Raw genomic sequence first — 22,532 nt, forward strand, 5'->3', positions numbered from 1 at the left:
AGCTTGGAGGATTGTCGATGAATCTTGCCCTCACAGAAGAAGAGGCCGCGTTCCGTGACGAGATGCGGACGTTCTTCACCACGAAGGTCCCCGCCGAGATTCGCGAGAAGAGTGCGACGGGTCAGGAGTTGAGCAAGGACGAGGTGGTCACGACCATGCGAATCCTCAACGAGAACGGCTTGGCGGTGCCGCATTGGCCCGCCGAGTTCGGTGGCCGCGACTGGACCGCTGTGCAGCGTCACATCTGGCTCGACGAGATGCAGCTGGCGTCGGTGCCCGAGCCGCTGGCGTTCAACGCCTCGATGGTCGGCCCGGTCATCGCGACGTTCGGCTCCCAGGAGCTCAAGGAGAAATTCCTGCCCAAGACGGCGAACCTCGACATCTGGTGGTGCCAGGGCTTCTCCGAGCCCGAGGCCGGATCGGACCTGGCGTCGTTGCGCACCACCGCCATCCGCGACGGTGACGACTACATCGTCAACGGACAGAAGACGTGGACCACGCTCGGCCAGTACGCCGACTGGATCTTCGCGCTCGTACGGACCAACCCGGACGCGCCGAAGAAGCAGGCCGGAATCTCCTTCCTGCTCATCGATCTGAACACCCCCGGCATCGAGATGCGCCCCATCAAGCTGATCGACGGCAGCGTCGAGGTCAACGAGGTCTTCTTCGACAACGTTCGGGTGCCGGCCGAGAACCTCGTCGGCGAGGAGAACCAGGGTTGGAGCTACGCCAAGTTCCTGCTCGGCAACGAGCGCACCGGCGTCGCCCGTGCCGGACACACCAAAGTGCATCTGGGACAGGCGAAGAAGCACGCAGCGCAGACGAAGGTCGGCAGCGGCACGCTGCTGGAGGACCCGTTGTTCGCGGCCAAGATGGCCGAGGTCGAGAACGAACTTCTCGCCCTCGAGCTGACGCAGCTGCGCTTGGTGTCCAGCTCGGACGACGGCAAGCCGAATCCGGCGTCGTCCATTCTCAAGCTGCGGGGATCGGAATTGCAGCAGGCCACAACCGAATTGCTGATGGACGTCGCCGGCCCGGACTCACTGCCCTACGAGGCGGGCGAGGACATCGAGAGCGAGGGTTGGGCGCAGCGCTCGGTACCGGGGTACCTCAACTACCGCAAGGTGTCCATCTACGGCGGCTCGAACGAGGTTCAGCGCACCATCATCGCCTCGGCGATTCTCGGACTGTAAGGGAGCATCTGAAGACATGGATTTCGAACTCAACGAAGAGCAGAAGCTGCTGCGCGACACCACTCGTGAGGTGCTCACGCGGGCCTACGACACCGAGAAGCGCAACAAGATCGTTGCCGGTGAACTGGGCTGGAGCACCGACGTCTGGAAGCAGTTGGCCGAGGTCGGCCTGCTGGGTCTGACGTTCAGTGAGGAAGACGGAGGGATGGACGCCGGTCCCGTGGAGATCATGGCCGTGATGACCGAGGTCGGACGACGCCTCGCGCCCGAGCCGATTCTCGACGCCGTGCTCGTCCCGGGCGGGTTGATCTCCGAGCTCGGCAGCACCGAGCAGCGCGCGCGGCTCCTGCCGCCGGTGGCGGAGGGATCATCGATGTTGGCGTTCGCGCACAACGAATCCGGCAGTCGCTGGCCCAACATCGAGGTCGCCACCACCGCCACCGAGGACGGTGGATCGTGGTCGATCAACGGCGTCAAGAATCCGGTTCCGCACGGCGGAAGCGCGGACGTGATCGTCGTCAGTGCCACGCTTCCTGCCGGAGGAACCGGGCTGTTCGTCGTCGACGCCGACGCGACCGGTCTCACGCGTAAGTCCTACGCCACCCACGACGGCCAGCGCGCGGCACAGATCGAATTCGTCGATGTCGCAGCCGAACCGCTCGGCACCGCCGAGAACGCGGCAGCGGCGATCACCGGTGCCGAGGTGCGGGCTCAGGCCGCGTTGTGTGCCGAGGCGATCGGTGCGATGGAGGAGGCGCTGCGGCTGACCACCGATTATCTCAAGGCGCGCAAGCAGTTCGGGGTTCCGCTGGCCAAGTTCCAGGCGCTCACGTTCCGTGCCGCCGACATGTACGTGCTGCTCGAGCTCGCCCGCAGCATGAGTCTGTACGCGACGATGTCGTTGGCGGACGGCAACGTCGACCCGACCATCGCCTCGCGCGCCAAGCTGCAGATCTCCCGTTCCGGTCGCAAGATCGGCCAGGAGGCGATTCAGTTGCACGGCGGAATCGGCGTCACGGCCGAATATCCGGTCGGGCACTACACCAGTCGGCTCGTGGCCATCGAGCACACTCTCGGTGGTGCCGACGAGCACCTGCGCATCTTGGCGTCGAAGGTCGCCGATCACGACCTGATCGGGATCTGACTCTCGTCGGAAGACGCCTCGGGCCCGGCCACCTTCGAAAGGTGACCGGGCCCGAGGTCGTCGTGGGGGAGGGCGTCAGCTGCCTGCATCCGCCGCGGCGACAAGGTCGGCCACGGCACCGGGGTTGGAGACCAGGATCGCGTGCGAGCCCGGCACTTCGGTCACCTGAGCGCCGGCCCGCTGCGCCATGAACCGTTCGGCGGAGGTGGGGATGATCTGATCCTGCTGGGGGATCAGAGCCCACGACGGCGTGTGCGCCCAGGACGGTGGGCCGCTGGGCTCGAGCAGGGCGCCTGCGGCGATCGTCTTCTGGTGCGCGGCCATGCGAGCGGCCTGCGCCTCGCTGACATCCGGGGCGAAGAACGGCCGGAACAGGGCGGGGGTGATGTACGAGTCGACGTTCTTACCGATGATGTTCGACGCGTCGTCGACGATCGACAGCCCGATCACCGGCGGTACCAGCGCGGTCACCGGGAATCGGATGGGGTCGAGTTCGAGGGCAACGGGTTCGCCCTCGACGGGCATGAACGCGGCGACGTAGACCAGAGCCTCCACGTTGTCGGCGTGCACGTTACTGATCACCGTGCCGCCGTACGAGTGGCCCACCAGGATGACGGGCCCGTCGATGCTCTCGACCACATCGGTGACCGAGGCCGCGTCCACGGCCGGTCCTCGCAGCGAGTTCTCTGCGGTCACCACCGGGTAGCCGCGGCCGCGTAGGTTCTCGGCAACGCCGTCCCAGCTGGTGCTGTCCGCGAAGGCGCCGTGCACCAGCACCACGGTCGGCATCCCTTGCGCTGCCGCAGGTGCGACGCCGATGCCGAGCATCGTGCCCACTGTCAGTCCGGTTGTCGCGACAAGCGCGGTCCACGTCGATTTCCTCATGGTCTCAACCTGTCACACGCCAGAAGTTCGTGCGGTGTTCACCGCGGAGATTCGACCAGCTTTTTCTCAGTGAACGCTCGTATGCTTGGCTTGCAGCAGTGGCGTTCGTCCGACCCGGGCGTTCGCAAAACGGTAGGTCCGATCGTGAGCGAGAGTTCGATGAAGTCTCGGATGGCCGAGTACCCACGTCCCCATCACTGCTTGTTGCACGTCAGCGACACGCATCTCGTCGACGGTGGCGGTCGGTTGTACGGCGGGGTGGACAGTGAGTTGCGGCTCGAGCAGGTGATGACCGACGTACGAAACTCCGGTGTGCGGCCCGACGCGTTGGTGTTCACCGGAGACCTCACCGACAAGGGCGAGCCCGGTGCGTACGAGAAGCTGCGGGCGTTGGTCGAACCGGTGGCCGAGGAACTCGGCGCACAGATCGTCTGGGCGATGGGCAATCACGACGACCGCGCGACGTTCCGTCAGAAGCTTCTCGACGCCGAACCGACCGTGCAGTCCATCGATCGGGTGCACGACGTCGACGGCTTGCGCGTCGTCACCCTCGACACGACGGTTCCCGGCCGCCATCACGGCGAGCTCGGCGACGACCAATTGGCCTGGCTGGCCGACACTCTCGCCACGCCTGCCGAATTCGGCACGATCCTGGCGATGCATCATCCGCCGGTGCCGACCGTGCTGGATCTCGCAGTGCTGGTCGAGCTGATCGATCAACCGCGGCTGGCCGACGTGTTGCGCGGGACCGATGTGCGCTCCATTCTGGCTGGGCACCTGCACTATTCGACAACCGCGACCTTCGCGGGTATCCCGGTCTCGGTGGCGTCGGCCACGTGCTACACCCAGGATCTGAACGTGCCCGCCGGTGGATTGCGCGGTCGCGACGGTGCCCAGGGCTACAACCTGGTCCACGTCTACGAGGACACCGTCGTGCACTCGGTGGTGCCGACGGGCTCGTACGACACTGTGGGAGAACCGGTCTCGGCTCAGGAGACCGCGCGCAGGCTGAGCGCAGCCGGTGTCACCATCGCTGACAGTGCGAGGCGAAAGACGTTCAGCGACGCTTAGCGCTGTTCGCGTTCCCACGGCGCGACAATGGGGAAATACTTGTCCAGGAACTGCGTCACGGTCCGGGTGCGCAGATCCAGGTCGACCTCCGGAAAGCTGCCGTCGTTGAGGCAGAAGAAGTCGACAGATCGCTTGGGGAGCAGCTTCTCCATCAGTTCGAGGCCCGCAACGGACGTGGTGTCGATGTACCGAACCTTCGCGTCTTTCTGGACCACCGCGCGTCCGCTCATCAGTGCGTAGTAGTGGTACAGCGAGTTGGTCACCGAGATGTTGGTACTGGCGCGGAACGCGCTTGCAGCGGTGGAGGCGAACTCGTCCGGGAACTCGTTCTCCATTTCCTGCATCACGCTGCGGCGCAACGGGGTTGCCGCATGTTCGAGATGTCGGGTCGTGGTCATGCCGAATCTGTCCTGCAGGATTCGACGGTTCACCCGCGCTGCGTTCTCGAAGCCGCTGCGATCGGCGTCGCTGTAGCCCAACCCGATTCGCGTCGTCGCCTCGATGAACATGCTGATTCCGCCGGGGGAGAAGAACATCGACGGACTGACCGGCCGGCCGAAGAACATGTCGTCGTTCGAGTACAGGAAGTGCTCGGACAAGCCGGGGATATGGTGCAGCTGGCTTTCGACGGCCTGCGAATTGTGCGTCGGCAGAACGGAGGTGTCGACGAAGAACGCCTCGCTCGGCACGAACGTCACTTTGGGATGGTCGGCGAGCCACGCCGGCCTCGGGGAGTCCGTGGCCACGAAGATGCGCCTGATCCACGGCGCGTACATGTGGACCGACCGCAGGGCGTACTTCAGTTCGTCGATCTGCCGGTAGCGCGCCGCCGAATCGTCGCCCTCGCCGACGACGTAGTTCGCCATCCGCCGCGCACGCTGCGCCTGGAATTCCGCCGAGGAGCCGTCGACCCAGGAGAAGACGATGTCGATCTCGAAATTGATGTCCGACGCGTGGTCGGCGAACATGTTCTCGATGGTCGGCCACGTTCTACCGAAGCGTTCGACGGTGCCGCGGACGGCCTCGTCGGGCCGGATGTTGCGTCGGGTCAGCGAGTTCTCGATCGGTAGGACGATCTCGGACGGGGAGAACGACCACAGTTCGATCTGCACGGCCGTCGATGCGCCGTAGTACAGACCGCTGAAGGGTTCGATTCGCGGACGGTACAGGCGCACGATTCGCGCGTTCGCGGACGGCGAGAGCGAACCGTCGGCGACCAGCACCGCTTTTCCGCGGGCGTCGACGGTCTTGGAGTAGAACGGCTCGGCGCGGCAGGCGTCCGCGAGCGCGGTGGTGAGTGCGTCGCGGGCCGCCAGTTCGATGGCGATGACGGGTCGTTCGTCGTTGCCGCGAACGAGCAGGTACTTGATGCGTGCGGCGTCGAGCACGGCGCGCACGAACAGCAAATCCTCGACCATCGCCTGGTGCGGGGTGGTGGAGGTGATGGTCAGTGCGTAGCGGCCGTCGTGGCTGACGACGTCGGAGCGTTCGCTCAGTCGCGCTGCGGATGCGGCAGATTCTCGGGTGACGGCATCGTTGGTCTCGTGCTCCGGTGGAACGAGGTAGATATCGTGCGGGGCAGAAGACGAGGTGATGGCGTTCCTTCCGGAGTGTGCGCGGGCCGAGGGACCCCGGTACTCCGTCAGTCTAGTGCAGGTCCGGGCCTTGTCCGACGCGCTGCGGTAGAACTCGGCTCGCCGCGACCAGGCCCACTGCCGCTCCGGCTGTGTCGGCGAGAGCGTCGGCGATCGATCCGGAGCGTCCCAGAGGCAGGATCGCCTGCAGGACCTCCGAGATCACCGCGAACGCCAGCACCCACAGTGCGGTCCTGATCCAGTCGATTCCGGCCAGACGGGAGGTGTATGCGAGGGCCGCGAACAGTACGAAGTGGATGATCTTGTCGCTGTGCTGAAATCCCGACGGCACCCCGGACGCGGGGGTGAAGAGCACGATCAGCGCGACGACGAAGGTGGCTGCCAGGGGAATTCGATACGTCGACGGCGAGAACACCGCCCGAGCCTACCGGCGCTGCAGCACGACGACCGTGTCGATTCGCTCATCGCCTTCCGGCGTCGTACGGGTGCGGTGTTCGGCGTGGATCGTCTCGAACCCGTCGCCCGCGGCCGCGACGACCGGTTCCGGCGCGAACAGCCGGTGCTTGGCCGGATGCTGCGAGGCGTGGCTGTCACTAGGACTGTGGCCGACGATCAGCAGACGCCCCTTCGGTGCGACGGCTGCGGCGAACCTACGGGTGGTCAGTTCGAGTTCGTCCGGTGGCACCTGCAGGAAGTGCACCGACACCAGCTCGAACGCGGCAGCCGGGGGAGTCCAGTCCAGAACGTCTTCCTGTTGCCAGTTCACCGCGAGTGTCCGCGGCTCGAGGGCCTGCTGTGCTGCGCGAGCGCGGCCGAGGGCAACATCGGAGATGTCGACGCCCGTCACGCGCCAGCCTTCACCTGCCAACCACAGGGAGTCGGCACCTTCCCCGCAGCCGATGTCCAGGGCGCGGCCCGGAGTCAGCTCGGACGCTTCCTGAACCAGCACGGCGTTGGGATTTCCGCTCCAGATGGTGGTGCGTTGGTTGTAGAGGTCGTCCCAGAATGCTTCGTCGAAGGCTCCGTTCTCGAAGTCCGGTTCTGCGGGGGTCCGGTCGGCGGCATGAGTGTGAGCGTGCGTGTGGTCGGCCATGGTTCGAGACTGCCCGCTCACGTCCACGGGCGCAAACAAATTTGCTCGATCGGCAAATTTCATTCTGAGTAGAGTGGTCCGTCATGACCGAACAGGAACGTGAAGTACTGACGTGGGCGACGTTCGGAGACGCCTCGCGCGACCTGACCAAAAGGATCGTCGACGACGGGTTCGTTCCGGACATCGTCATCGCGATCGCCCGTGGCGGACTCATTCCCGCGGGTGCGATCGCGTACGCGATGGGCGTCAAGGCTGCCGGCACCCTCAATGTCGAGTTCTACTCCGACATCGAGGAGACCTTGCCCGATCCCGTTGTCCTCGAACCGCTTCTCGACACCGATGCGATAGTCGGCAAGAAGTTGCTCGTCGTCGACGACGTCGCTGATTCCGGCCGCACCCTGGCGCTGGTGATCGACCTGCTGAAGGCGCATACGCCCGAGGTGCGGTCGGCCGTGATCTATACCAAGCCGAGAACCATTGTGCAGCCGGATTATTCGTGGAGAGAAACCGACAAGTGGATCAATTTCCCATGGTCCACGTTGCCGGTCATCACCTGAGCTGCCGGTCCTGACGGTTCTGGCTTTGTTGCCGGCCACGTCCAATTTTTTCATCACGGAAGGTGTTCGAGCTATGACCACCAGTAGGGGACGAGTGCGTCGATACGCGGTCGAAGAAGGCTGGGGAATCATCGACTCGGACGACACACCCGGCGGATGCCTCATTCAGGCCCTCCATAATCCAGACGCCTTCCGGAACCCTCGACGCTGGTGACGAAGTCGACTTCGAGTGGGAACCGCTGCCCGCGGGAGTTGAAGAAGAGCTGTTCCGGTCCGCCGCACTCTCCGTACGCCGAGCCGGGGCTGCGAAAGAGCCTCCTTCTGCTCTCGATGATGATCGACCCAAGTTCATCGGCGGAGCGTGGACCTGGAAGTCGTAATTCCCAGGGCGGAGGCCATCTGTGTTCGTCTGCTCTACAGGGAGTTTCGCGATCCGCCAGTGCCCGCAGGTCTGTGTGAGGGCTTTCCGATCTCACGCCGCTTGCGGTAGGGGCTTCTGTCCCAGCGCTTCCGCGGGTGCGAGCACTTAGAGTGGGCCGGTGGACGGAACCCGGAAACGCCGCCTGGTGACCATCGCGGTCGTCTGTATCGGCATCGTCGCTGCAGCGTGGTGGGCCTTCGCTGTGACGTACACACGTACCGCGACCGTTGTCATCACGGCGACGTACCCCACCGACGAAGCCGACGACCCCAATGCAGATACCCCAGCACTCAGGGGGGTTGGCCTCGACCTAAGCGGTTACGACCCTCTCCCGCAAGTAAGTGACAAACTCGCGGAACAACGCGGGGGATCCGCAGCGGATTACTCGGACACGGTGTCGATCACTCCCATCGACGACGGCAACGCGCATTTGGCCGTCACCGCTAAGGCCGGTGATGACGCCGAGGCAGTCGAGTTGGCCAATCAGGCCGCCGCGATCTTGGTCGATGTGTTCAACAGCGTGCCCACAGGGTCAGTAGACGTCGTCTTCCGTGCCGACATCGCAGAACCCGCGCGCTGACACCCCAAAGGGTGAGCTCGGGCGGGGACGGAAACTAGACCTCCCCGAGACGGTCCTGTGTTCGGACGGTGCGGTCTGGCGCAGGAGCGAGATGGTACGAGAAAAGGTAACTCGACGCCGTTATTGCTGCCAGTGCGATCCACCAGGGCGAGAAGCCGTCCTCGTCGGTCGAGATATCGCCGGCAGCGACGAACAGCCAGCACAAGGCAAGAGCGGTCACCAGCGTGACTGCTGCTGCAGTGCACACTGCGAATCGGTGTCGCCACGTCTGGTGTGATCGCGCGGGCCACACGCGATTCGACCACAGTGCGTAGCGGCCCCCACCGACCGCGACCACACCGACCAGCAGCCCGACCACGGCACCGCAGAACGCAGGAAACAACAGGAGCGCCCAAGAGGACATGGGTCCCTCGAGCGCCCAAGGGCTCATCACACCCACACCGCTGCATGCACCGGTGCCAGCCGGCCACCCTCAGTTCCTTCTCGACCCAGTCCACAGCTCCATAGAACAGGTCGGCACTGCGCCGTCGTCCCTGAGGTCTCTGCGCATTTTTCGAAGAAGTGATGCCCTAGACTCCGAACTTCGGATTGGGGCATCACTTCGGGCGCGGTTCGCTGTGCGCTCGATCGAACCTGATGCGGCACCGAATTTGTCGCGCTGCAGAGTCATTCGAGACGTGAGACCGACAAGTGGATCAATTTCCCATGGTCCACGTTGCCGGTCATCACCTGAATTATTCGCTGGAGACGTCGATCAGCACCTTGCCGACGGTTCCGTTCTCGACGGCGTCATGCGCGGCAGCGGTCTCGCTCAGCGGGAAGCGGTGCAGTGGTAGACCGGTGGCCTCACCCACCTCCAACACACCTGCGGCCGCCGCGGCGCTGACGTCCGCCTCGGCGTTACGCAGAGCCTCGTCTCCCACGGTGTAGAGGAGTACGAACTGGTAGCGAGTGTTGAGCACCATGTTCGGCCGGACGTCCAATGTCACAGTGTCGCCGCCGTTGTTGGCGTACACAGCGATCGATGCGCGGTTCGCTCCTACTGCAGCGTTGAGTGCGGCGTTCTGTGCGGGAGCGACCTCGACGACGAGATCGATTCCGGCAGGCACCAATTCGCGGATCTCGGCGGCGGCGTCGCCGGTCTTGTAGTTCACGACGTGGTGCGCGCCGGCAGCGGTCGCCAGTGCGCCCTTCTCCGGACCGCTGACCGTCGTCACCACGGTCGCGCCTGCCCAGCGGGCCAATTGGATCGCGGCATGTCCGACGGCACCTGCGCCACCGGCGACGAGTACCGACTTGCCGTCCAGTGCGCCCGGGTGCAGCCGCGTGGGTCCGTCCTCGGAGACGGTCAACGCGCGGTGCGCCGTCATCGCAGGCACTCCGAGGCTTGCGCCCACATCGAACCCGACACCGTCGGGCAGAGGCACCACCCGTGAGGCGGGCAGGATTGCAAAGGACTGCGCTGTTCCGGTCGGGCGCTGATGCTGGGCCAGGTATACCCAGACGCGATCTCCGACGGAGACGCCGTCGACGTCGGGGCCGACCGCGTCGACCACTCCGGCACCGTCCTGGTTCGGTACCACCTCGTCGAATGCCAACTTCTCACCCGGCCCGGAGCCGGTTCGGTTCTTCCAGTCCGTCGGATTGACGCCGGAGACCACGATGCGCACGCGAACTTCGCCTGCGGCAGGGTCGGTCACCTCGCGATCCTTCAGTTCGAGGACGGACGAATCGCCGGTGCGGGTGTACACAATTGCTGGAGCAGTCATATCGGTTCCAACGCGCTCGGCCCGCCCCGATGTTCCCTAAGGCCTCATCGGGGTATGCATGAGTGGTCATCAGTGCTGTCAGAGAAGAGATGGATCTTTCATGAATCACAACGACCTGCTCACCGACGCGTTCGGCCGGATCAAGGAACTCGTCCACGCGGTACTGGACGATATTCCCACTGCCGCGTTGACGTATCGACCCGACGCCGACGCCAACAGCATCGCGTGGTTGCTGTGGCACCTGACGAGGGTGCAGGACGACCACATCGCGGGTGTGGCCGGGAGCGAACAGGTCTGGACGTCGGACTCGTGGTTCGAGCGCTTCGGACTACCGTTCGACAAGTCCGACATCGGGTACGGCCAGTCGTCCTCCGATGTCGCTCAGGTCACCTCGGGTGCCGAGTTGCTGCGCGAGTACCACGACGCCGTGCACTCGAAAACCGTTGCGTACCTGAGCAGTATCTCGACCGACGATCTGGACCGGATCGTCGACGAGAACTGGGAACCGCCGGTCACATTGGGTGCGCGGCTGGTGTCCGTGGTGTCCGACGACCTTCAGCATGCCGGGCAGGCCTCGTACGTTCTCGGCCTGTACACCCGGCAGGCTTAGCCGTCAGGCGTAACGCTTCTGCAGGTTCTCCAGCGTCTTGCGGATGTTTCGACGCTGGAACTGCGGGAACGTCTTGCCACTGGTGACGATCTTGTCGAACACGAGGGCCAGGGCGTCGGGCCACTTCGTCCGGTCGTCGGTCCAGGTCTCGGTGATTTTCGTACCGCCCGCGACCTGCTCGAAGTCGTATCGCCAGGTTGCGTTCGCGCCCTTGATCTTCGGAGCGCTCTTGCCGATAGCGTGGACGCGGAACTCGAAGGTCTTGCCCGGGTCGGCCGCCGTGACGGTGCAGCGAGTGATCCACTTCGCCCGGCCGCGCTTGTTGGTACCGTCGAATACCATTCCCACGTAGGCGCTCTCGCGGGGTTCGTGGACTGTTGCACCGGTGTTCTCGGGGCTCCACTGACCCATTTTTGTTGGGTCGCTGATCGCAGCGTAGAGGGTGTCTGCGTCGGCGTTCACGACGATGCTGTCGGAGACCACGAGTTCGCGTTTCACGACGTTGTTCCGTTCTTCAGGCCGGGGTGAATACGAGTGAGCATGGGAACCAACAGTGTTCGTGGAGTGATCTGGGCGAAGATCGATCCGATGCGGTTGGCGGGCCCGGGAATCGATACCATGCGTCCCTTGGTCATGTCGTCGACGGCAGTCTTGGCCACCGTTTCTGCCGACACCCACATGATCGATGGAAGTGCCTTCTCTGCATCGTCTTTCGCGAAGCCCGCGGCCTCCCCGAATCCGGTCTGCACCGGTCCGGGGCACAGTGCGGTGGCGGTCACGCCGGTTCCGCGAAGTTCACCGGTCAGAGACTGGGTGTAGGAGAGCACAAACGCTTTGCAGGCACCGTATCCGGCTTGCCCGGGCAACGGTTGGAACGCGGCGGTCGAGGCGACGTTGAGCAGTGCGCCGCGTCGGCGTTCGATCATGCCGGGGAGGAACCGGGTGCAGAGGTCTGCGACGGCGACCACGTCGACCTCGATCATGTGCATTTCGGCGTCGGGGTCGGATTCTGCGACAGGTCCGAGAGTGGAGAGTCCGGCGTTGTTGATCAGGATGTCCGGGATCAGGCCGAGATCGGTGATGCGGCCGAGCAGTTCGGCGCGAGCAGTGCGGTCGGAGAGGTCTGCGGCGAGCACTTCGGCTCGGACTCCCCGTGCTCGGATCTCCTGAGCCAACTCTTCGAGCTTGTCGGCGCGTCGGGCGACGAGGGTGACACCGTGGCCACGGGAGGCGAGCTGGCGGGCGATAGCAGCTCCGATGCCCGAGGACGCTCCGGTCACGACGGCAGTCCGATCGAGTGCGGGACGAGGAAGGCTCATGTGCCCCACCGTAGCGAATGTGTCGTGTGCAGCGCATTTGAGTCTCGTTGAGAGGTTAGCCTAGTCTTACTTTAACGTCCCTTTGCTTGTCGAGAGGTAACCATGTTGTCTGCTTCATCGGCCGGTCGACAGACTGTCCGCCGTGCGTCCCTGCTGTCCGCGTTTGCTGTGTCGGCCCTGGTGGTCGGTGCGTGCTCGTCCTCCGACACTGCGGACCCCGAGCAGTCAGGAGGCGGCGATTTCGCGGCCGTCACGATCGATTCGGCTCTGGGCGAGGCTGTCATCACCGAGAAGCCCGAGCGCATCGTGACGCTCGGTCAGGGCTCGGCGGAGACGGCGATCGCGCTGGGTACGGTCCCGGTCGGCGTCGAGGAGTATTCGTGGGGTGCCGACGACACCGGTTACCTGCCGTGGGTACACGACGCGGTCACCGAATTGGGGGCCGAGCTTCCCGAACAATTCACCGGCGGAACCGAACTGAACATCGAGGCCATTGCCGCCCTGGAGCCGGATCTCGTTCTGGCTCCGTGGTCCGGCATCACCCAGGACCAGTTCGACAAGCTCAGTGCCTTCGCTCCGGTGGTGGCCTACGAGGAGCAGCCGTGGACGATCACCTGGGAAGATCAGATCACCGTGATCGGCAAGGCCATGGGTGAGGAACAGAAGGCAGCCGAGGAGATCGACAAGATCAAGGCGCGCTTCGCCGACGCCGCCGCCCAGCACCCCGAGTACTCGGGCGTGAGCTTTTCGTACATCTACAACACAGGCCCCGGGACGCTCGGAGTGTTCCTCGCCGACGAGCAGCGCGTCGCGATGGTGCGCGGTCTCGGGTTGCAGGTGGACCCGGTGGTGAACACGCTCGACGAGACCGAGGGCACCGACTCGTCGGTCATCGGCTTGGAGAATGCGAATCTGCTGAACGACTCCGACCTGATCTTCACGTTCTACTCGGATCCGCAGAACCGTACCGACACCGAGAATCAGCCTGCGTACAAGCAGATTCCAGCCGTGTCCCGCGGGTCGGTCGTTGCGCCGACGGATCAGTCCTTCGTCACCGGGTCGTCCATCATCAATCCACTGACTGTGCCGTGGTCACTCGAGCGCTACGTGCCGATGATCGACGAGGCTGTCGCGAAGCTCGACGCCGGCACGTCATAGCTTGATCGAGCGGAGCGGAGCAACCACGCGACTCGTGCACAACGCCGAAGTCCACGGTCGATCTGGCAGCTCGTGTTCGAGAGATGGGCGGCCGTAGCCCGGAAGATGGCGTCCGCGGGCTGCTCTCTATCGCCCTCCCTTCACGCTGGCCTTCGTTGGAGGTTCGGGCTGTGCCCGAGGTGGTGCCGCATCACTGCGGTGATGGCTTGGCACTTCACCCGAATCAGACTGTCGAGCAGTCTCTTCCAGCCCCGCACCGTGTTCTCGGTGCGGGGCTGGATTGTTTCTGCGGTTCGTATGGGCAGGCTCAGGCGATGTGGGGGCCTGCTCGGGCGTGGGATGGTCGGGGTTGTCGGTACGGGTCGACGGTGGCCGGTGGCACGAACCAGGGGTGGTTGTCGGTGCCGATGAACACTTCCCAGTCACTGTGGTGGAGGAGTCGGTGGTGGAATCCGCAGAGTAGAACGAGGTTGTTCATGTCGGTGGGGCCGCCATCGGCCCAATGCCAAATATGATGCGCCTCTGTCCAGGCGGCGGGTTTTCCGCAGCCGGGGAAAGCGCAGGTGTGATCTCTCGCAATGAGGGCTTTGCGCTGTTTGGCGGTGACAGTGCGGGCGGTGCGAGCGAGGTTGATCGGGGATCCGTGCTCGTCCATGACGATGGCGGTCAGGACACAGTCGCAGGCGAGTTGCCGGGAGGTGTTGCGGGACAGTGGTCCCATCCAGGGCAGCCACCCGACGGTGGTGCCGTCGCCGAACAGGTCCCTGTATGCGCCGCGATCCGTGGCAGGGTGGCCGTCGTCATCGGATTCGTCTGCAGCGCGGGTGTTCTCGTCGTCGGCGATGTCATCGACGTCAGCACTGTCGCGGAGGTCGGTGAGATCGCGCAGGCTGATGTGCAGGTTCAGGTGCGGGCGTTCACCGCCTTCGATGGGTCGATCACTCGAGGCGAGGTATTGGTCGAGGATGTGTCCGAAGGCGTCGGCTCTGCGCCTCGCGGGGCTGCGATCGTCTTGGGTGCCGTCGGCGGCGGGTCGTGGTTCGGTCAACGGTGAGAGTGCGGTGAGCAGCTTCTCGCCGGTGATCGCATCGAAGTCTCCTTTGAGTACCAGCCGCCCGTTCAAGGTCTTGGAGGCGAAGAGTTCGTTGCGGTCGGTGTCCTCGGGAGGTGGCTTTTTGCCGCCGAATCTGTCGTTGAGGTTGGTGATGGCTTCGCGGATCCGGTCGGTGCGTGCTTTCGGGTCCGGTGGCAGCGGTGATCATCGCCTTCCTGGCCATGTCCTGCCCGGCTTGGGGGAGGTTCTTGGGTGGGGTTTCGGCGAAGGTAAGGATCAAGGCGGCGTGGTCGACGGTGATGCTGCCGGTGTCGATGGCCTCGGCGATGTCGGGGAAGTTCTTCAGTCCGCGGGCGAGGGCGACGATCTTGTTGGCTTTGCTGGGGGTGAGCAGGGTGGTGGATGTCAGCCAGCCGGCGGGGCCGGGGAAACCGAGCTTCTCCCGGCTCACGCGGGTGTCGATCTCGGCGACGAGAGCGATCCGCCGGGCCTCCAACAACTGAATCCGGTGGGAGACCGCGGCGGCGTCGGCGAGGAGTTCTGCCTCGCTCAGTTGCCAGATCTCCGTCGTCATGGACCAAGTGTATCGAACGCGCGTTCGACTGACAACCATAGTGCAATCGGAAACTATTGCCCCGCTTAACTATTCGCGATCCTGAACCTGTCGGTGCGTCGTGGTAAGGGACCGTCGGCACCCGAAGATCGGATGTCTCGGCCATTGTGGGCGAAAAGTGCACACCCGAACTTTGGTGCGTTCCTCTGGACCGCCGATCCTGAAGGTCGTCCGCATGCGGGTTTGGGCGAGACGCCGAGTTCTGCGGCAGTGTCATTCTGCAGCGACGATTGGGTGCGATGGGCTGGGTCGGCTGGGCGGCTGCGGCAGGAACCTTGAAGGCGGCCGGTTCCGATCTCGGCGTCTCTGCGTCGCCGCCGGCGCAGTGGGCGTTGCGTGGTTGATACCAACGAGACACTCGACAGGATCCGACTGCACTCGGTTTCGCCGAGCTCACTGAGCGAATCGAAGATTTGCGGTTCAAGGATCCAGCGTGTCAGTACACCTCGCGCTGTCGTTCTTGTTCCAATACCTGCTCCAGGTCGCTCAATCGGTTCATCGACGACACCTGTCGCGCGGTGCGGTGATTGAGTGCCAACATCTCGCGGTGCCGGTGCACGAAGGCCCAGTAGCCGGCGGTGAAGGGGCACGCATCGTCGCCCAGTCGCTTCTTCGGGTTGAATTCGCACGGCTTGCAGTAGTCGGTCATGCGGTTCAGGTATGCCCCGCCCGAGGCGTAGGGCTTGGTGGCGATCACGCCGCCGTCCGCGTGCTGACTCATGCCGATCACGTTCACCGGCATCACCCAGGCGAACCCATCGACGAAAGCCGTTGCGAACCAGTCGGTCAGCGCTCGTGGATCCCAAGCATGTTGCAGCGCGAAGTTTCCCAGGATCATCAGTCGGGGGATGTGGTGTACCCAGCCGCGGTCGCGCACGCCGTCCACCGTCGACGACAGGCATTTCGCGACCACAGCGTCGCCGTCCAACTCGAGCAGCCAATCCGGCAGTGGCTCATGCGCTTCGAGCTTGTTGCGCTCGAGGTACTCCGGTCCCAGATGCCAGTACAGGTGCCATACGTATTCGCGCCAGCCGAGTATCTGCCGAACGAAACCCTCCACGCTCGCCAACGGGGTGCCGTCTCGGTGGGCATCCTCGGCTGCGTGTGCCACATCCAACGGTTGCAGCAGACCGAGGTTCAGCGGGACCGACAACAATGAGTGAGACATCGTCCAGTCGTCCGCCATCACCGCGTCCTCGTACTTGCCGAAGTCGTCCAGGCGATAGTTCACGAAGTGCGCCAACGCGTCCGACGCCTCGGCCGCGGTCACCGCGAACACGCGGGGCCCGTCGACTCCGACTGTGTCGAGGTCCCAGTCGTCGAGGTCGGCGCGTACCTGCTCGTCGATGGCATCCTCGGTCGGCCACCACGGTTCCTCCGCGCCCAGGGTCAGACGACCCTTCGGCGGTGGCGACTGGTTTTCGGCATCGAGGTTCCACTTACCCGACACCGGGTCGGCTCCGTCCATCAGGACATCGAATCTCTTGCGCTGCTCCCGGTAGAACGTCTCCATCCGAAAGGTGCCGCGCTCGGCTGCCCAGTCGGCGAAATCGGCGCGGGGAAGTGCGAACATCGGCGTCGGCAGAATCTCCGAGACCAGGCCCTCCTCGTGCAATGCGGCGACGAACTTCTCCGCCGCGTGTGACGTCGGCTCGAACACCACCACGGGCTTGCCGTACTCGGCCAACCCTTCCCGATATGTCTCGGTCTGCAGGTAGGTGATCCGATCGCCCAGCTCGTCGGCCAGGTGCCGCATCCCGGAGAGCACCAGGTGGAGCTTCTGCCGGTGGTATCGCCGACGTCGGAACACGCGCCGAGACTCGATCATCACCACGTCTCGCTCGGCATGCTCGTCGACCGAGTGAAAGTGCGGACCGAGCTGATCACCGAACAACCACAGAGCGTCCATTCCCGGAGTGTTCTCCCGCACCGCCGAAGGCAAACCAGCATCCGGCGCATGACCGTCCGGTGAACACTGTGGCCGACCCAGGCGCGCCTTACTTGACCACCGACGATCCATCGCATGGACTGACCCGATGCACGCTGAGTCTGCGCTTTCCAGAAGGACGTTTCTTCGCTCGTCGTCGGTGGCCGTCGCGGTGGCCGGAGTCGCCTCGACACTGCCTGCGACCGCACACGCGCAGGGCAGCGATCGAGGCTTTCTGCACGGGGTGGCGTCGGGAGATCCGTTACCCGACGCGATCGTTCTCTGGACCCGCATCACCCCCGTGCCCGACGCCACCCCGGGCTCCGGCGTCGGCTCGCAGGTATCGGTGACGTGGCGGATTTCCCGTAGTGCGGACATGAGCGACGTCGTCTCATCTGGAACCGTCTCGACCGGCCCCGAGACCGACCACACCGTCAAGGTCGACGTCGACGGGCTCAGTGCAGACACCACGTACTTCTACGACTTCCGGACGAGCGACGCGGCATCGGCCGTCGGGACCACGCACACCGCTCCGGCCAACGACGCCGACATAGATGCAATGCGCTTCGGCGTCGTCTCGTGCTCCAACTGGGAGTCGGGCTACTTCGGTGCCTACCGGCATCTGGCCGCCAGGACGGACTTGGACGCCATCGTGCACCTCGGCGACTACATCTACGAGTACGAGACGGGCGGCTTCCCGGGGCGCGACGGTGTCGTTCGGCAGCATTCGCCCACCCACGAGATCGTCACGCTCGCCGATTACCGTCAGCGACACGGCCAGTACAAGTCCGATCCCGATCTGCAGGCCGCGCACGTCGACGTCCCGTGGATCTGCACGTGGGACGACCACGAGTCGGCCAACGACGCGTACGACGGCGGCGCCGAGAACCACACGCCGGCCACCGAGGGCGATTGGTACACGCGCAAGGCCAATTCGGAGCAGGCCTACTACGAGTGGATGCCGGTGCGCGCGGCAGGCACCGTGACCAACCGTCACCTGTACCGCAGGCTCCGGTTCGGCAACTTGCTCGAACTCTCGATGCTGGACCTGCGGACCTACCGTTCGCAGCAGGTGTTGCCGTTCAACGGTCCCGAGGTCGATTCGCCGAACCGGACCATCACCGGTGCCGAGCAGATGCAGTGGCTCACCGACGGCATCGTGTCGTCGCCGACGCAGTGGAAGATCGTCGGCAACCCGGTGATGATCACCCCGACGCTGATCCCGCCGCTCGACCGGGACGCAGCCAGGGCCGTCACCTCCCTGCTCGGAATCCCCGAGGGCGGCTTGCCATACAACGCCGATCCATGGGACGGCTACACCGCCGACCGCCGCAAGCTGCTCGGTGCCATCGTCGATGCGGGCGTCGACAATACGGTCTTCATCACCGGCGACATCCACTCGGCCTGGGCCTGCGAGGTGCCTCTCGACGCGGCGCACTATGCAACGACGGAGCCTGCTGCCACCGAGCTGGTCGTTACCTCGGTGAGCTCGGCCAACATCGACGATCTGACGCACACTCCGCCGCACACGCTGGGCCGGGTCGCCGAGGAAGCATTCAAGGCACTCAACCACCACGTGAAGTTCGTAGACCTCGACAGCCACGGTTTCGGCGTCTTCGAGGTCACCAAGACTGCGGCTCGGATGGACCACTGGTTCCTCACCGCCAAGGAGGATCCGCAGACCGGCGTGTACTGGGGAGCGGGCTTCACCGTGGACTCCGGCACACAGCGCGTCCGGGCGGCGGCACCGCCTGCCTGACAACGCGCCATACTGATCGGTGTGGCTGTACCGAAAATCGTCCTGTTCTACGTCTTCACGCCGCTGCCCGATCCCGAGGCGATCCGGCTGTGGCAACAGTCGCTGGCCGCGTCGAACAACCTGACCGGACGCATCCTCATCTCCGAACACGGCATCAACGCGACGGTGGGAGGTGAGGTCGACGACGTCAAACGGTACGTTCGCGGCACCCGCAGCTATCCGGCCTTCAAGGCGGCCGACATCAAATGGTCCGACGGCCTCGGCAACGATTTTCCGCGGTTGTCCGTTCGAGTCCGGGACGAGATCGTCACGTTCGGAGCGCCCGGGGAGCTGAAGGTCGACGCCGACGGCGTGGTCGGTGGTGGAACTCATCTGAGTCCGGAGCAGGTGCACGAGCTCGTCGATTCCCGGGGCGACGACGTCGTATTCTTCGATGGCCGCAACGCCTTCGAGGCGGAGATCGGAAAGTTCAAGAACGCAGTGGTGCCCGACGTCGAGACGACGAGGGACTTCGTCTCCCAACTCGATTCCGGTGCCTACGACCATCTGAAGAAGTCCCCGGTGGTCACGTACTGCACCGGGGGAGTGCGGTGCGAGGTGCTGTCTTCGCTGATGGTGGCCCGCGGTTTCGAGGAGGTCTATCAGCTCGACGGCGGAATCGTCCGGTACGCAGAGACTTTCGGCGACGACGCGCTCTGGGAGGGTTCGCTGTTCGTCTTCGACAAACGGATGGCGCAGAACTTCTCCGATCATACCGCCGTCATCGGTCGCTGCAGTGCCTGCGGAAACCCGACGTCCCGGTATCAGGACTTCGACGGTGATGCCGGCCGTGGCTTGCGGTTGATCTGTCTCGATTGCGCCTGACTGATGCTGCCCTTCCGGGACGGTCTCGCGCCTATGAGACTGCTTCTGCCGCATGGTGATCCGGCTACCACGATCGCCGAGTATCTGGAACGTGAGATGCCCGAGGACGACTGGCGGCGGGCCATGCGCGACGCCGAGGTGGTCGACGAGAAGAGCAGACCGATCTCCGACGCGACGCGGTACCGTGCAGGCAGTCACGTGTACTTCTATCGCGTTCCAGCGCAGGAGGTTCCGGTTCCGTTCGAGATCGGCATCCTGCACGAGGACGACGACCTGCTGGTGGTCGACAAGCCGCACTTCCTCGCCACCATCCCGCGTGGTCGGCACGTCACCGAAACCGCGACCGTTCGGTTGCGCAAGCAGTTCGATTGCCCTGACCTCACGCCCGCGCACCGACTCGATCGCGCCACCGCTGGGGTGCTGCTCTTCACCAAGACCAAGCATGCCCGACGGCCGTATCAGGAACTTTTCTCCTCGCACCACGTCACCAAGGAATACGAGGCCGTCGCGGGATTCGACGCAGCACTGGAGTTTCCGTGTATCGTGCGGAGCCGAATCCTGAAGGAGCACGGCGTCATGACGGCGTACGAGGAGCCGGGGGAGCCGAACAGTGAGACGCGTATCGAGCTCGTCGAAACGTTCGGTGATCGTGCCCGCTATCGACTCTTCCCCAAGACAGGAAAGACCCACCAGCTGCGAATCCATCTGTCTTCATTGGGTATTCCCATCGAGAACGACCCGTACTATCCGGTGTTCACCTCGGTTCCGGCCGACAATTTCAGCCGGCCCCTCCAACTTCTGGCCCGAGCTCTGAATTTCACGGACCCGATGACCGGTGAGGCCAGGCGCTTCGTGAGCGCCAGAAGTCTGCGGACCGTCGCCCCCTGAATCGATGAACGCGCGCACTCTCGCCAGGCGGATTCCGGGTTCTAATTCCAATCTGGGTGGTGCAGAAGATCGTGCAGACATACCCGTTCGCTGAAAAGTTTTGCCGGACTTCGATCGCATTGTTGGACTACTCGAATTTGATGTCACCCAGTAAATCAGAGGATTTTGCAGCAGCAGCCCTGAAGTGCTTCATGGCCGCGTTTCTGTCATAGTTTATTGCCTCTCTGCTAATTTCGGTGATGGCGTCATCGAAACAATAGTCAAGCATCTCGATCCAATGAATAGTTTCTTGTTTGCGATTCTTTTTGTAAGCCTCCAGGAGAAGAGTTTCGAGTATTCTGGATAGGCAGCGAACTGTTTGTAGAAGGATATCCATGATACCAACTGCTCGAGCCCCAAGGTTGATCCCGCCGGTCTCCGTATTAATCTGCAAAGTCTTGGCCAGCCCTATGCGTCCTGCGTGAACATGATGGCTTGCCGCGGCGTATCGAGCGATGTCCAAACTCTCGAACACTGAAACGTATTGGTGTATGCCGTTAAACCCGCGCCCGCCAACGACCTCAATCTCCTGGACTGCCCACCCGTAGGGCTTCTTCATCTTCTCGCCGTACTTGTCGACGATCTTGTCGGCATTAGTCTGTATGCGCTCGATGATTTTTCGCTCTTTTGGTTCAGCAATCGATGAATTGCCATAATCGCCGCTCTCCACTCGCCGTTGTAATTCCATTATGTGAGAGCAGTTGAAGCGTGCGGACGTCGCATTTGGAGCATGATGCAAGAATCTAGCGGTCACCATAAGCTCGTAGAGGGTGCGCCAGCGAGCTTCTGCCGCGAACGGGTATCCGGCGATAGCTAACGCCTGTATTTCATCGGAGATCTGGATTGCTTGCAGGCTGATGGAGGACATGGCGTCGAGCGTCTGTCGATGTGCTCCCTTCTTTCGCCAGTCAAGTTCGGCTTTATTTACCGCGCACATTGACAGGTATATCAGGGAAGCTATATATTTAGACGAAATGCTCAGCCGTGCCCGGAGTTCGACCGAATGTTCCAGGTTCCGTCTTTCGACTATCTCTCCGAGATCATAGAATAAATCAGTTAAAATCTCTTGCTTGTTCTCAACCCATTGATTCGCTCGCTGAAATTTTTCTCTAGTTGTTTCTCTTTTGCTTCTCGAACGGGATGACGAGCGCCGGATTTGATCCTCTAGATTTTGGACCATCTGTTCCGGGGTGGGAGTAGGAATTGTCCCGGGAGTGTCGTTCATATCTCTTGTGTAGCACGTTCCCTAGGCAGCGGCTCGCCTATTCGAGCAGTCACTTATTCGGCTAGCCCGCTGGTTCTGCCCCGGCTTATGACGGGACCACGTCGGTCTGTCCGCCCACTTCGCTAACAAGGCATTCCACGGACCCGCTCACCAGTGAGGCCAGGCGCTTCGTCAGTGCCCGCGCCCTTGAGCCCTGACGGCCCGGCATCGTTCGTTCGGACGATAGTGACGATTCGGACGCGCGACTAGCGTCGACTTCGGAACGTGTTCGACGGAATGGAAGAGGAGAACAGCGTGAAGCGTCGTATTGCTGTCGTGTTGGGAGCCGCAGTCATCGCCATGGCGTCGCCGTCGGTCGCCACGGCCGATACCGGAAGTGCAAGTACAGGTAGCGCGAGCGGTCTGGTGGACTTGATCGAAATGATGCCGAAATTCTGGGAGGCCTGTGGACTGACCATCTTCACCTTCGGCTGCACCGGTATCACTACGCCGTCCCTCCCTGGGGGGCCCTTCTAGTCCCTCTAGCGCAACCCGAACCGACAAACGCGCGCGCATTCGCCAGACGCTCACGGAATAGGTAACCATTCCGCTCGCATCCAGCAAACGCGCGCGCGTTTGCGTCGAGCCCAAGGTCCTGAAGAACCAGAGCCCTACTCGGCCAACGACCGCGCCATTCCGCGTTCGATGGCGGCGACGAGCTGCGGGCGCAGTTCGGCGGCGGGGACGATGTGGTGCACCGATCCGACGTTCTGTGCTCGTTGGATGTTG

The 22,532-nt window shown here is 63.6% G+C and carries 22 protein-coding genes and 1 pseudogene; 12 read left to right on the top strand and 11 right to left on the bottom strand.

Features of this window, described 5'->3' with window-relative positions; genetic code table 11:
• Nucleotides 1-17 precede the first annotated feature (17 nt).
• Both CH275_RS23395 and CH275_RS23400 read left to right on the top strand, forming a co-directional pair.
• Nucleotides 18-1,193: an acyl-CoA dehydrogenase family protein gene (locus tag CH275_RS23395; RefSeq protein WP_094609740.1), complete on the top strand. Its 1,176-nt coding sequence runs from the start codon at nt 18-20 to the stop codon at nt 1,191-1,193.
• Nucleotides 1,194-1,209: 16 nt separating this feature from the next.
• The gene (locus CH275_RS23400; RefSeq protein WP_094680617.1) at nt 1,210-2,337 is read left to right on the top strand and encodes an acyl-CoA dehydrogenase family protein; all 1,128 of its coding nucleotides are present in this window, start codon (nt 1,210-1,212) and stop codon (nt 2,335-2,337) included.
• 75 nt (nt 2,338-2,412) lie between these two features.
• Here CH275_RS23400 and CH275_RS23405 read toward each other — a convergent pair whose 3' ends face one another.
• Nucleotides 2,413-3,222: an alpha/beta hydrolase gene (locus tag CH275_RS23405; RefSeq protein WP_094680618.1), complete on the bottom strand. Its 810-nt coding sequence runs from the start codon at nt 3,220-3,222 to the stop codon at nt 2,413-2,415.
• A gap of 159 nt (nt 3,223-3,381) precedes the next feature.
• Here CH275_RS23405 and CH275_RS23410 point away from each other — a divergent pair, with 159 nt between their 5' ends.
• Nucleotides 3,382-4,293, top strand: coding sequence for a phosphodiesterase (locus CH275_RS23410; protein WP_094680640.1), 912 nt, complete (start codon nt 3,382-3,384; stop codon nt 4,291-4,293).
• Here the strand turns inward: CH275_RS23410 and CH275_RS23415 are convergent.
• The 3 genes from CH275_RS23415 to CH275_RS23425 all read right to left on the bottom strand — a co-directional run bounded on the left by CH275_RS23415 (nt 4,290) and on the right by CH275_RS23425 (nt 6,981).
• Nucleotides 4,290-5,711 (bottom strand): stealth family protein, encoded by a 1,422-nt coding sequence (locus CH275_RS23415; protein WP_094680619.1) that lies wholly within the window; start codon nt 5,709-5,711, stop codon nt 4,290-4,292. The genes CH275_RS23410 and CH275_RS23415 overlap by 4 nt on opposite strands.
• Before the next feature lie 229 nt (nt 5,712-5,940).
• A complete protein-coding gene (locus CH275_RS23420; RefSeq protein ID WP_094680620.1) occupies nt 5,941-6,303 on the bottom strand; it encodes a VanZ family protein in 363 nt (120 codons plus the stop codon).
• A 9-nt stretch (nt 6,304-6,312) separates the two neighbouring features.
• A complete protein-coding gene (locus CH275_RS23425) occupies nt 6,313-6,981 on the bottom strand; it encodes a class I SAM-dependent methyltransferase (RefSeq protein WP_094680641.1) in 669 nt (222 codons plus the stop codon).
• Between the two features lie 83 nt (nt 6,982-7,064).
• Between CH275_RS23425 and CH275_RS23430 the strand changes: the two genes are divergently transcribed.
• From CH275_RS23430 to CH275_RS23435, 3 genes are all read left to right on the top strand, one after another.
• The gene (locus tag CH275_RS23430; RefSeq protein WP_094680621.1) at nt 7,065-7,538 is read left to right on the top strand and encodes a phosphoribosyltransferase; all 474 of its coding nucleotides are present in this window, start codon (nt 7,065-7,067) and stop codon (nt 7,536-7,538) included.
• A gap of 73 nt (nt 7,539-7,611) precedes the next feature.
• Nucleotides 7,612-7,752 (top strand): hypothetical protein, encoded by a 141-nt coding sequence (locus CH275_RS29640; protein ID WP_179276306.1) that lies wholly within the window; start codon nt 7,612-7,614, stop codon nt 7,750-7,752.
• Between the two features lie 325 nt (nt 7,753-8,077).
• Entirely contained in the window at nt 8,078-8,539 is a 462-nt protein-coding gene (locus CH275_RS23435; protein ID WP_094680622.1) for a hypothetical protein, read from the top strand.
• A gap of 34 nt (nt 8,540-8,573) precedes the next feature.
• On the opposite strand, the gene CH275_RS23440 is transcribed toward CH275_RS23435, so the two are convergent.
• Together CH275_RS23440 and CH275_RS23445 are read right to left on the bottom strand one after the other, a co-directional pair.
• Entirely contained in the window at nt 8,574-8,942 is a 369-nt protein-coding gene (locus CH275_RS23440; protein ID WP_094680623.1) for a hypothetical protein, read from the bottom strand.
• A 331-nt stretch (nt 8,943-9,273) separates the two neighbouring features.
• The gene (locus tag CH275_RS23445; RefSeq protein ID WP_094680624.1) at nt 9,274-10,308 is read right to left on the bottom strand and encodes an NADPH:quinone reductase; all 1,035 of its coding nucleotides are present in this window, start codon (nt 10,306-10,308) and stop codon (nt 9,274-9,276) included.
• Nucleotides 10,309-10,408: 100 nt separating this feature from the next.
• On the opposite strand from CH275_RS23445, the gene CH275_RS23450 reads away from it, so the two are divergent.
• On the top strand, nt 10,409-10,918 hold the full coding sequence (locus CH275_RS23450; RefSeq protein WP_094680625.1) for a mycothiol transferase: 510 nt from the start codon (nt 10,409-10,411) through the stop codon (nt 10,916-10,918).
• Nucleotides 10,919-10,921: 3 nt separating this feature from the next.
• On the opposite strand, the gene CH275_RS23455 is transcribed toward CH275_RS23450, so the two are convergent.
• Nucleotides 10,922-11,416: an SRPBCC family protein gene (locus CH275_RS23455; protein ID WP_094680626.1), complete on the bottom strand. Its 495-nt coding sequence runs from the start codon at nt 11,414-11,416 to the stop codon at nt 10,922-10,924.
• Complete coding sequence (locus CH275_RS23460; protein WP_094680627.1) at nt 11,413-12,237, bottom strand: SDR family NAD(P)-dependent oxidoreductase; 825 nt, start codon at nt 12,235-12,237, stop codon at nt 11,413-11,415. Before CH275_RS23460 ends, CH275_RS23455 begins: the two co-directional genes overlap by 4 nt.
• 102 nt (nt 12,238-12,339) lie before the next feature.
• On the opposite strand from CH275_RS23460, the gene CH275_RS23465 reads away from it, so the two are divergent.
• Nucleotides 12,340-13,395, top strand: coding sequence for an iron-siderophore ABC transporter substrate-binding protein (locus CH275_RS23465; protein ID WP_094680628.1), 1,056 nt, complete (start codon nt 12,340-12,342; stop codon nt 13,393-13,395).
• Between the two features lie 307 nt (nt 13,396-13,702).
• Here the strand turns inward: CH275_RS23465 and CH275_RS23470 are convergent.
• Together CH275_RS23470 and CH275_RS23475 are read right to left on the bottom strand one after the other, a co-directional pair.
• Nucleotides 13,703-15,023 (bottom strand): annotated as a pseudogene (locus CH275_RS23470) (DUF222 domain-containing protein).
• Nucleotides 15,024-15,498: 475 nt separating this feature from the next.
• Nucleotides 15,499-16,971, bottom strand: a complete 1,473-nt coding sequence (locus CH275_RS23475; protein ID WP_094680629.1) for a cryptochrome/photolyase family protein — start codon at nt 16,969-16,971, stop codon at nt 15,499-15,501.
• A gap of 127 nt (nt 16,972-17,098) precedes the next feature.
• Here CH275_RS23475 and CH275_RS23480 point away from each other — a divergent pair, with 127 nt between their 5' ends.
• From CH275_RS23480 to CH275_RS23490, 3 genes are read left to right on the top strand one after another with little or no spacing between them, the layout of a single operon-like run.
• Nucleotides 17,099-18,748, top strand: coding sequence for an alkaline phosphatase D family protein (locus tag CH275_RS23480; protein WP_094680630.1), 1,650 nt, complete (start codon nt 17,099-17,101; stop codon nt 18,746-18,748).
• A 21-nt stretch (nt 18,749-18,769) separates the two neighbouring features.
• Entirely contained in the window at nt 18,770-19,612 is an 843-nt protein-coding gene (gene trhO / locus CH275_RS23485; protein WP_094680631.1) for an oxygen-dependent tRNA uridine(34) hydroxylase TrhO, read from the top strand.
• Nucleotides 19,613-19,615: 3 nt separating this feature from the next.
• Nucleotides 19,616-20,500, top strand: a complete 885-nt coding sequence (locus CH275_RS23490; protein WP_094680632.1) for a pseudouridine synthase — start codon at nt 19,616-19,618, stop codon at nt 20,498-20,500.
• A gap of 127 nt (nt 20,501-20,627) precedes the next feature.
• Here the strand turns inward: CH275_RS23490 and CH275_RS23495 are convergent, their stop codons facing one another.
• On the bottom strand, nt 20,628-21,764 hold the full coding sequence (locus CH275_RS23495; RefSeq protein WP_143546865.1) for a DUF5677 domain-containing protein: 1,137 nt from the start codon (nt 21,762-21,764) through the stop codon (nt 20,628-20,630).
• 264 nt (nt 21,765-22,028) lie between these two features.
• Between CH275_RS23495 and CH275_RS23500 the strand changes: the two genes are divergently transcribed.
• Nucleotides 22,029-22,280, top strand: a complete 252-nt coding sequence (locus tag CH275_RS23500; RefSeq protein WP_094680634.1) for a hypothetical protein — start codon at nt 22,029-22,031, stop codon at nt 22,278-22,280.
• Nucleotides 22,281-22,532 lie beyond the last annotated feature (252 nt).

Source organism: Rhodococcus sp. 06-235-1A, from assembly GCF_002258785.1.
Lineage (GTDB): Bacteria > Actinomycetota > Actinomycetes > Mycobacteriales > Mycobacteriaceae > Rhodococcoides.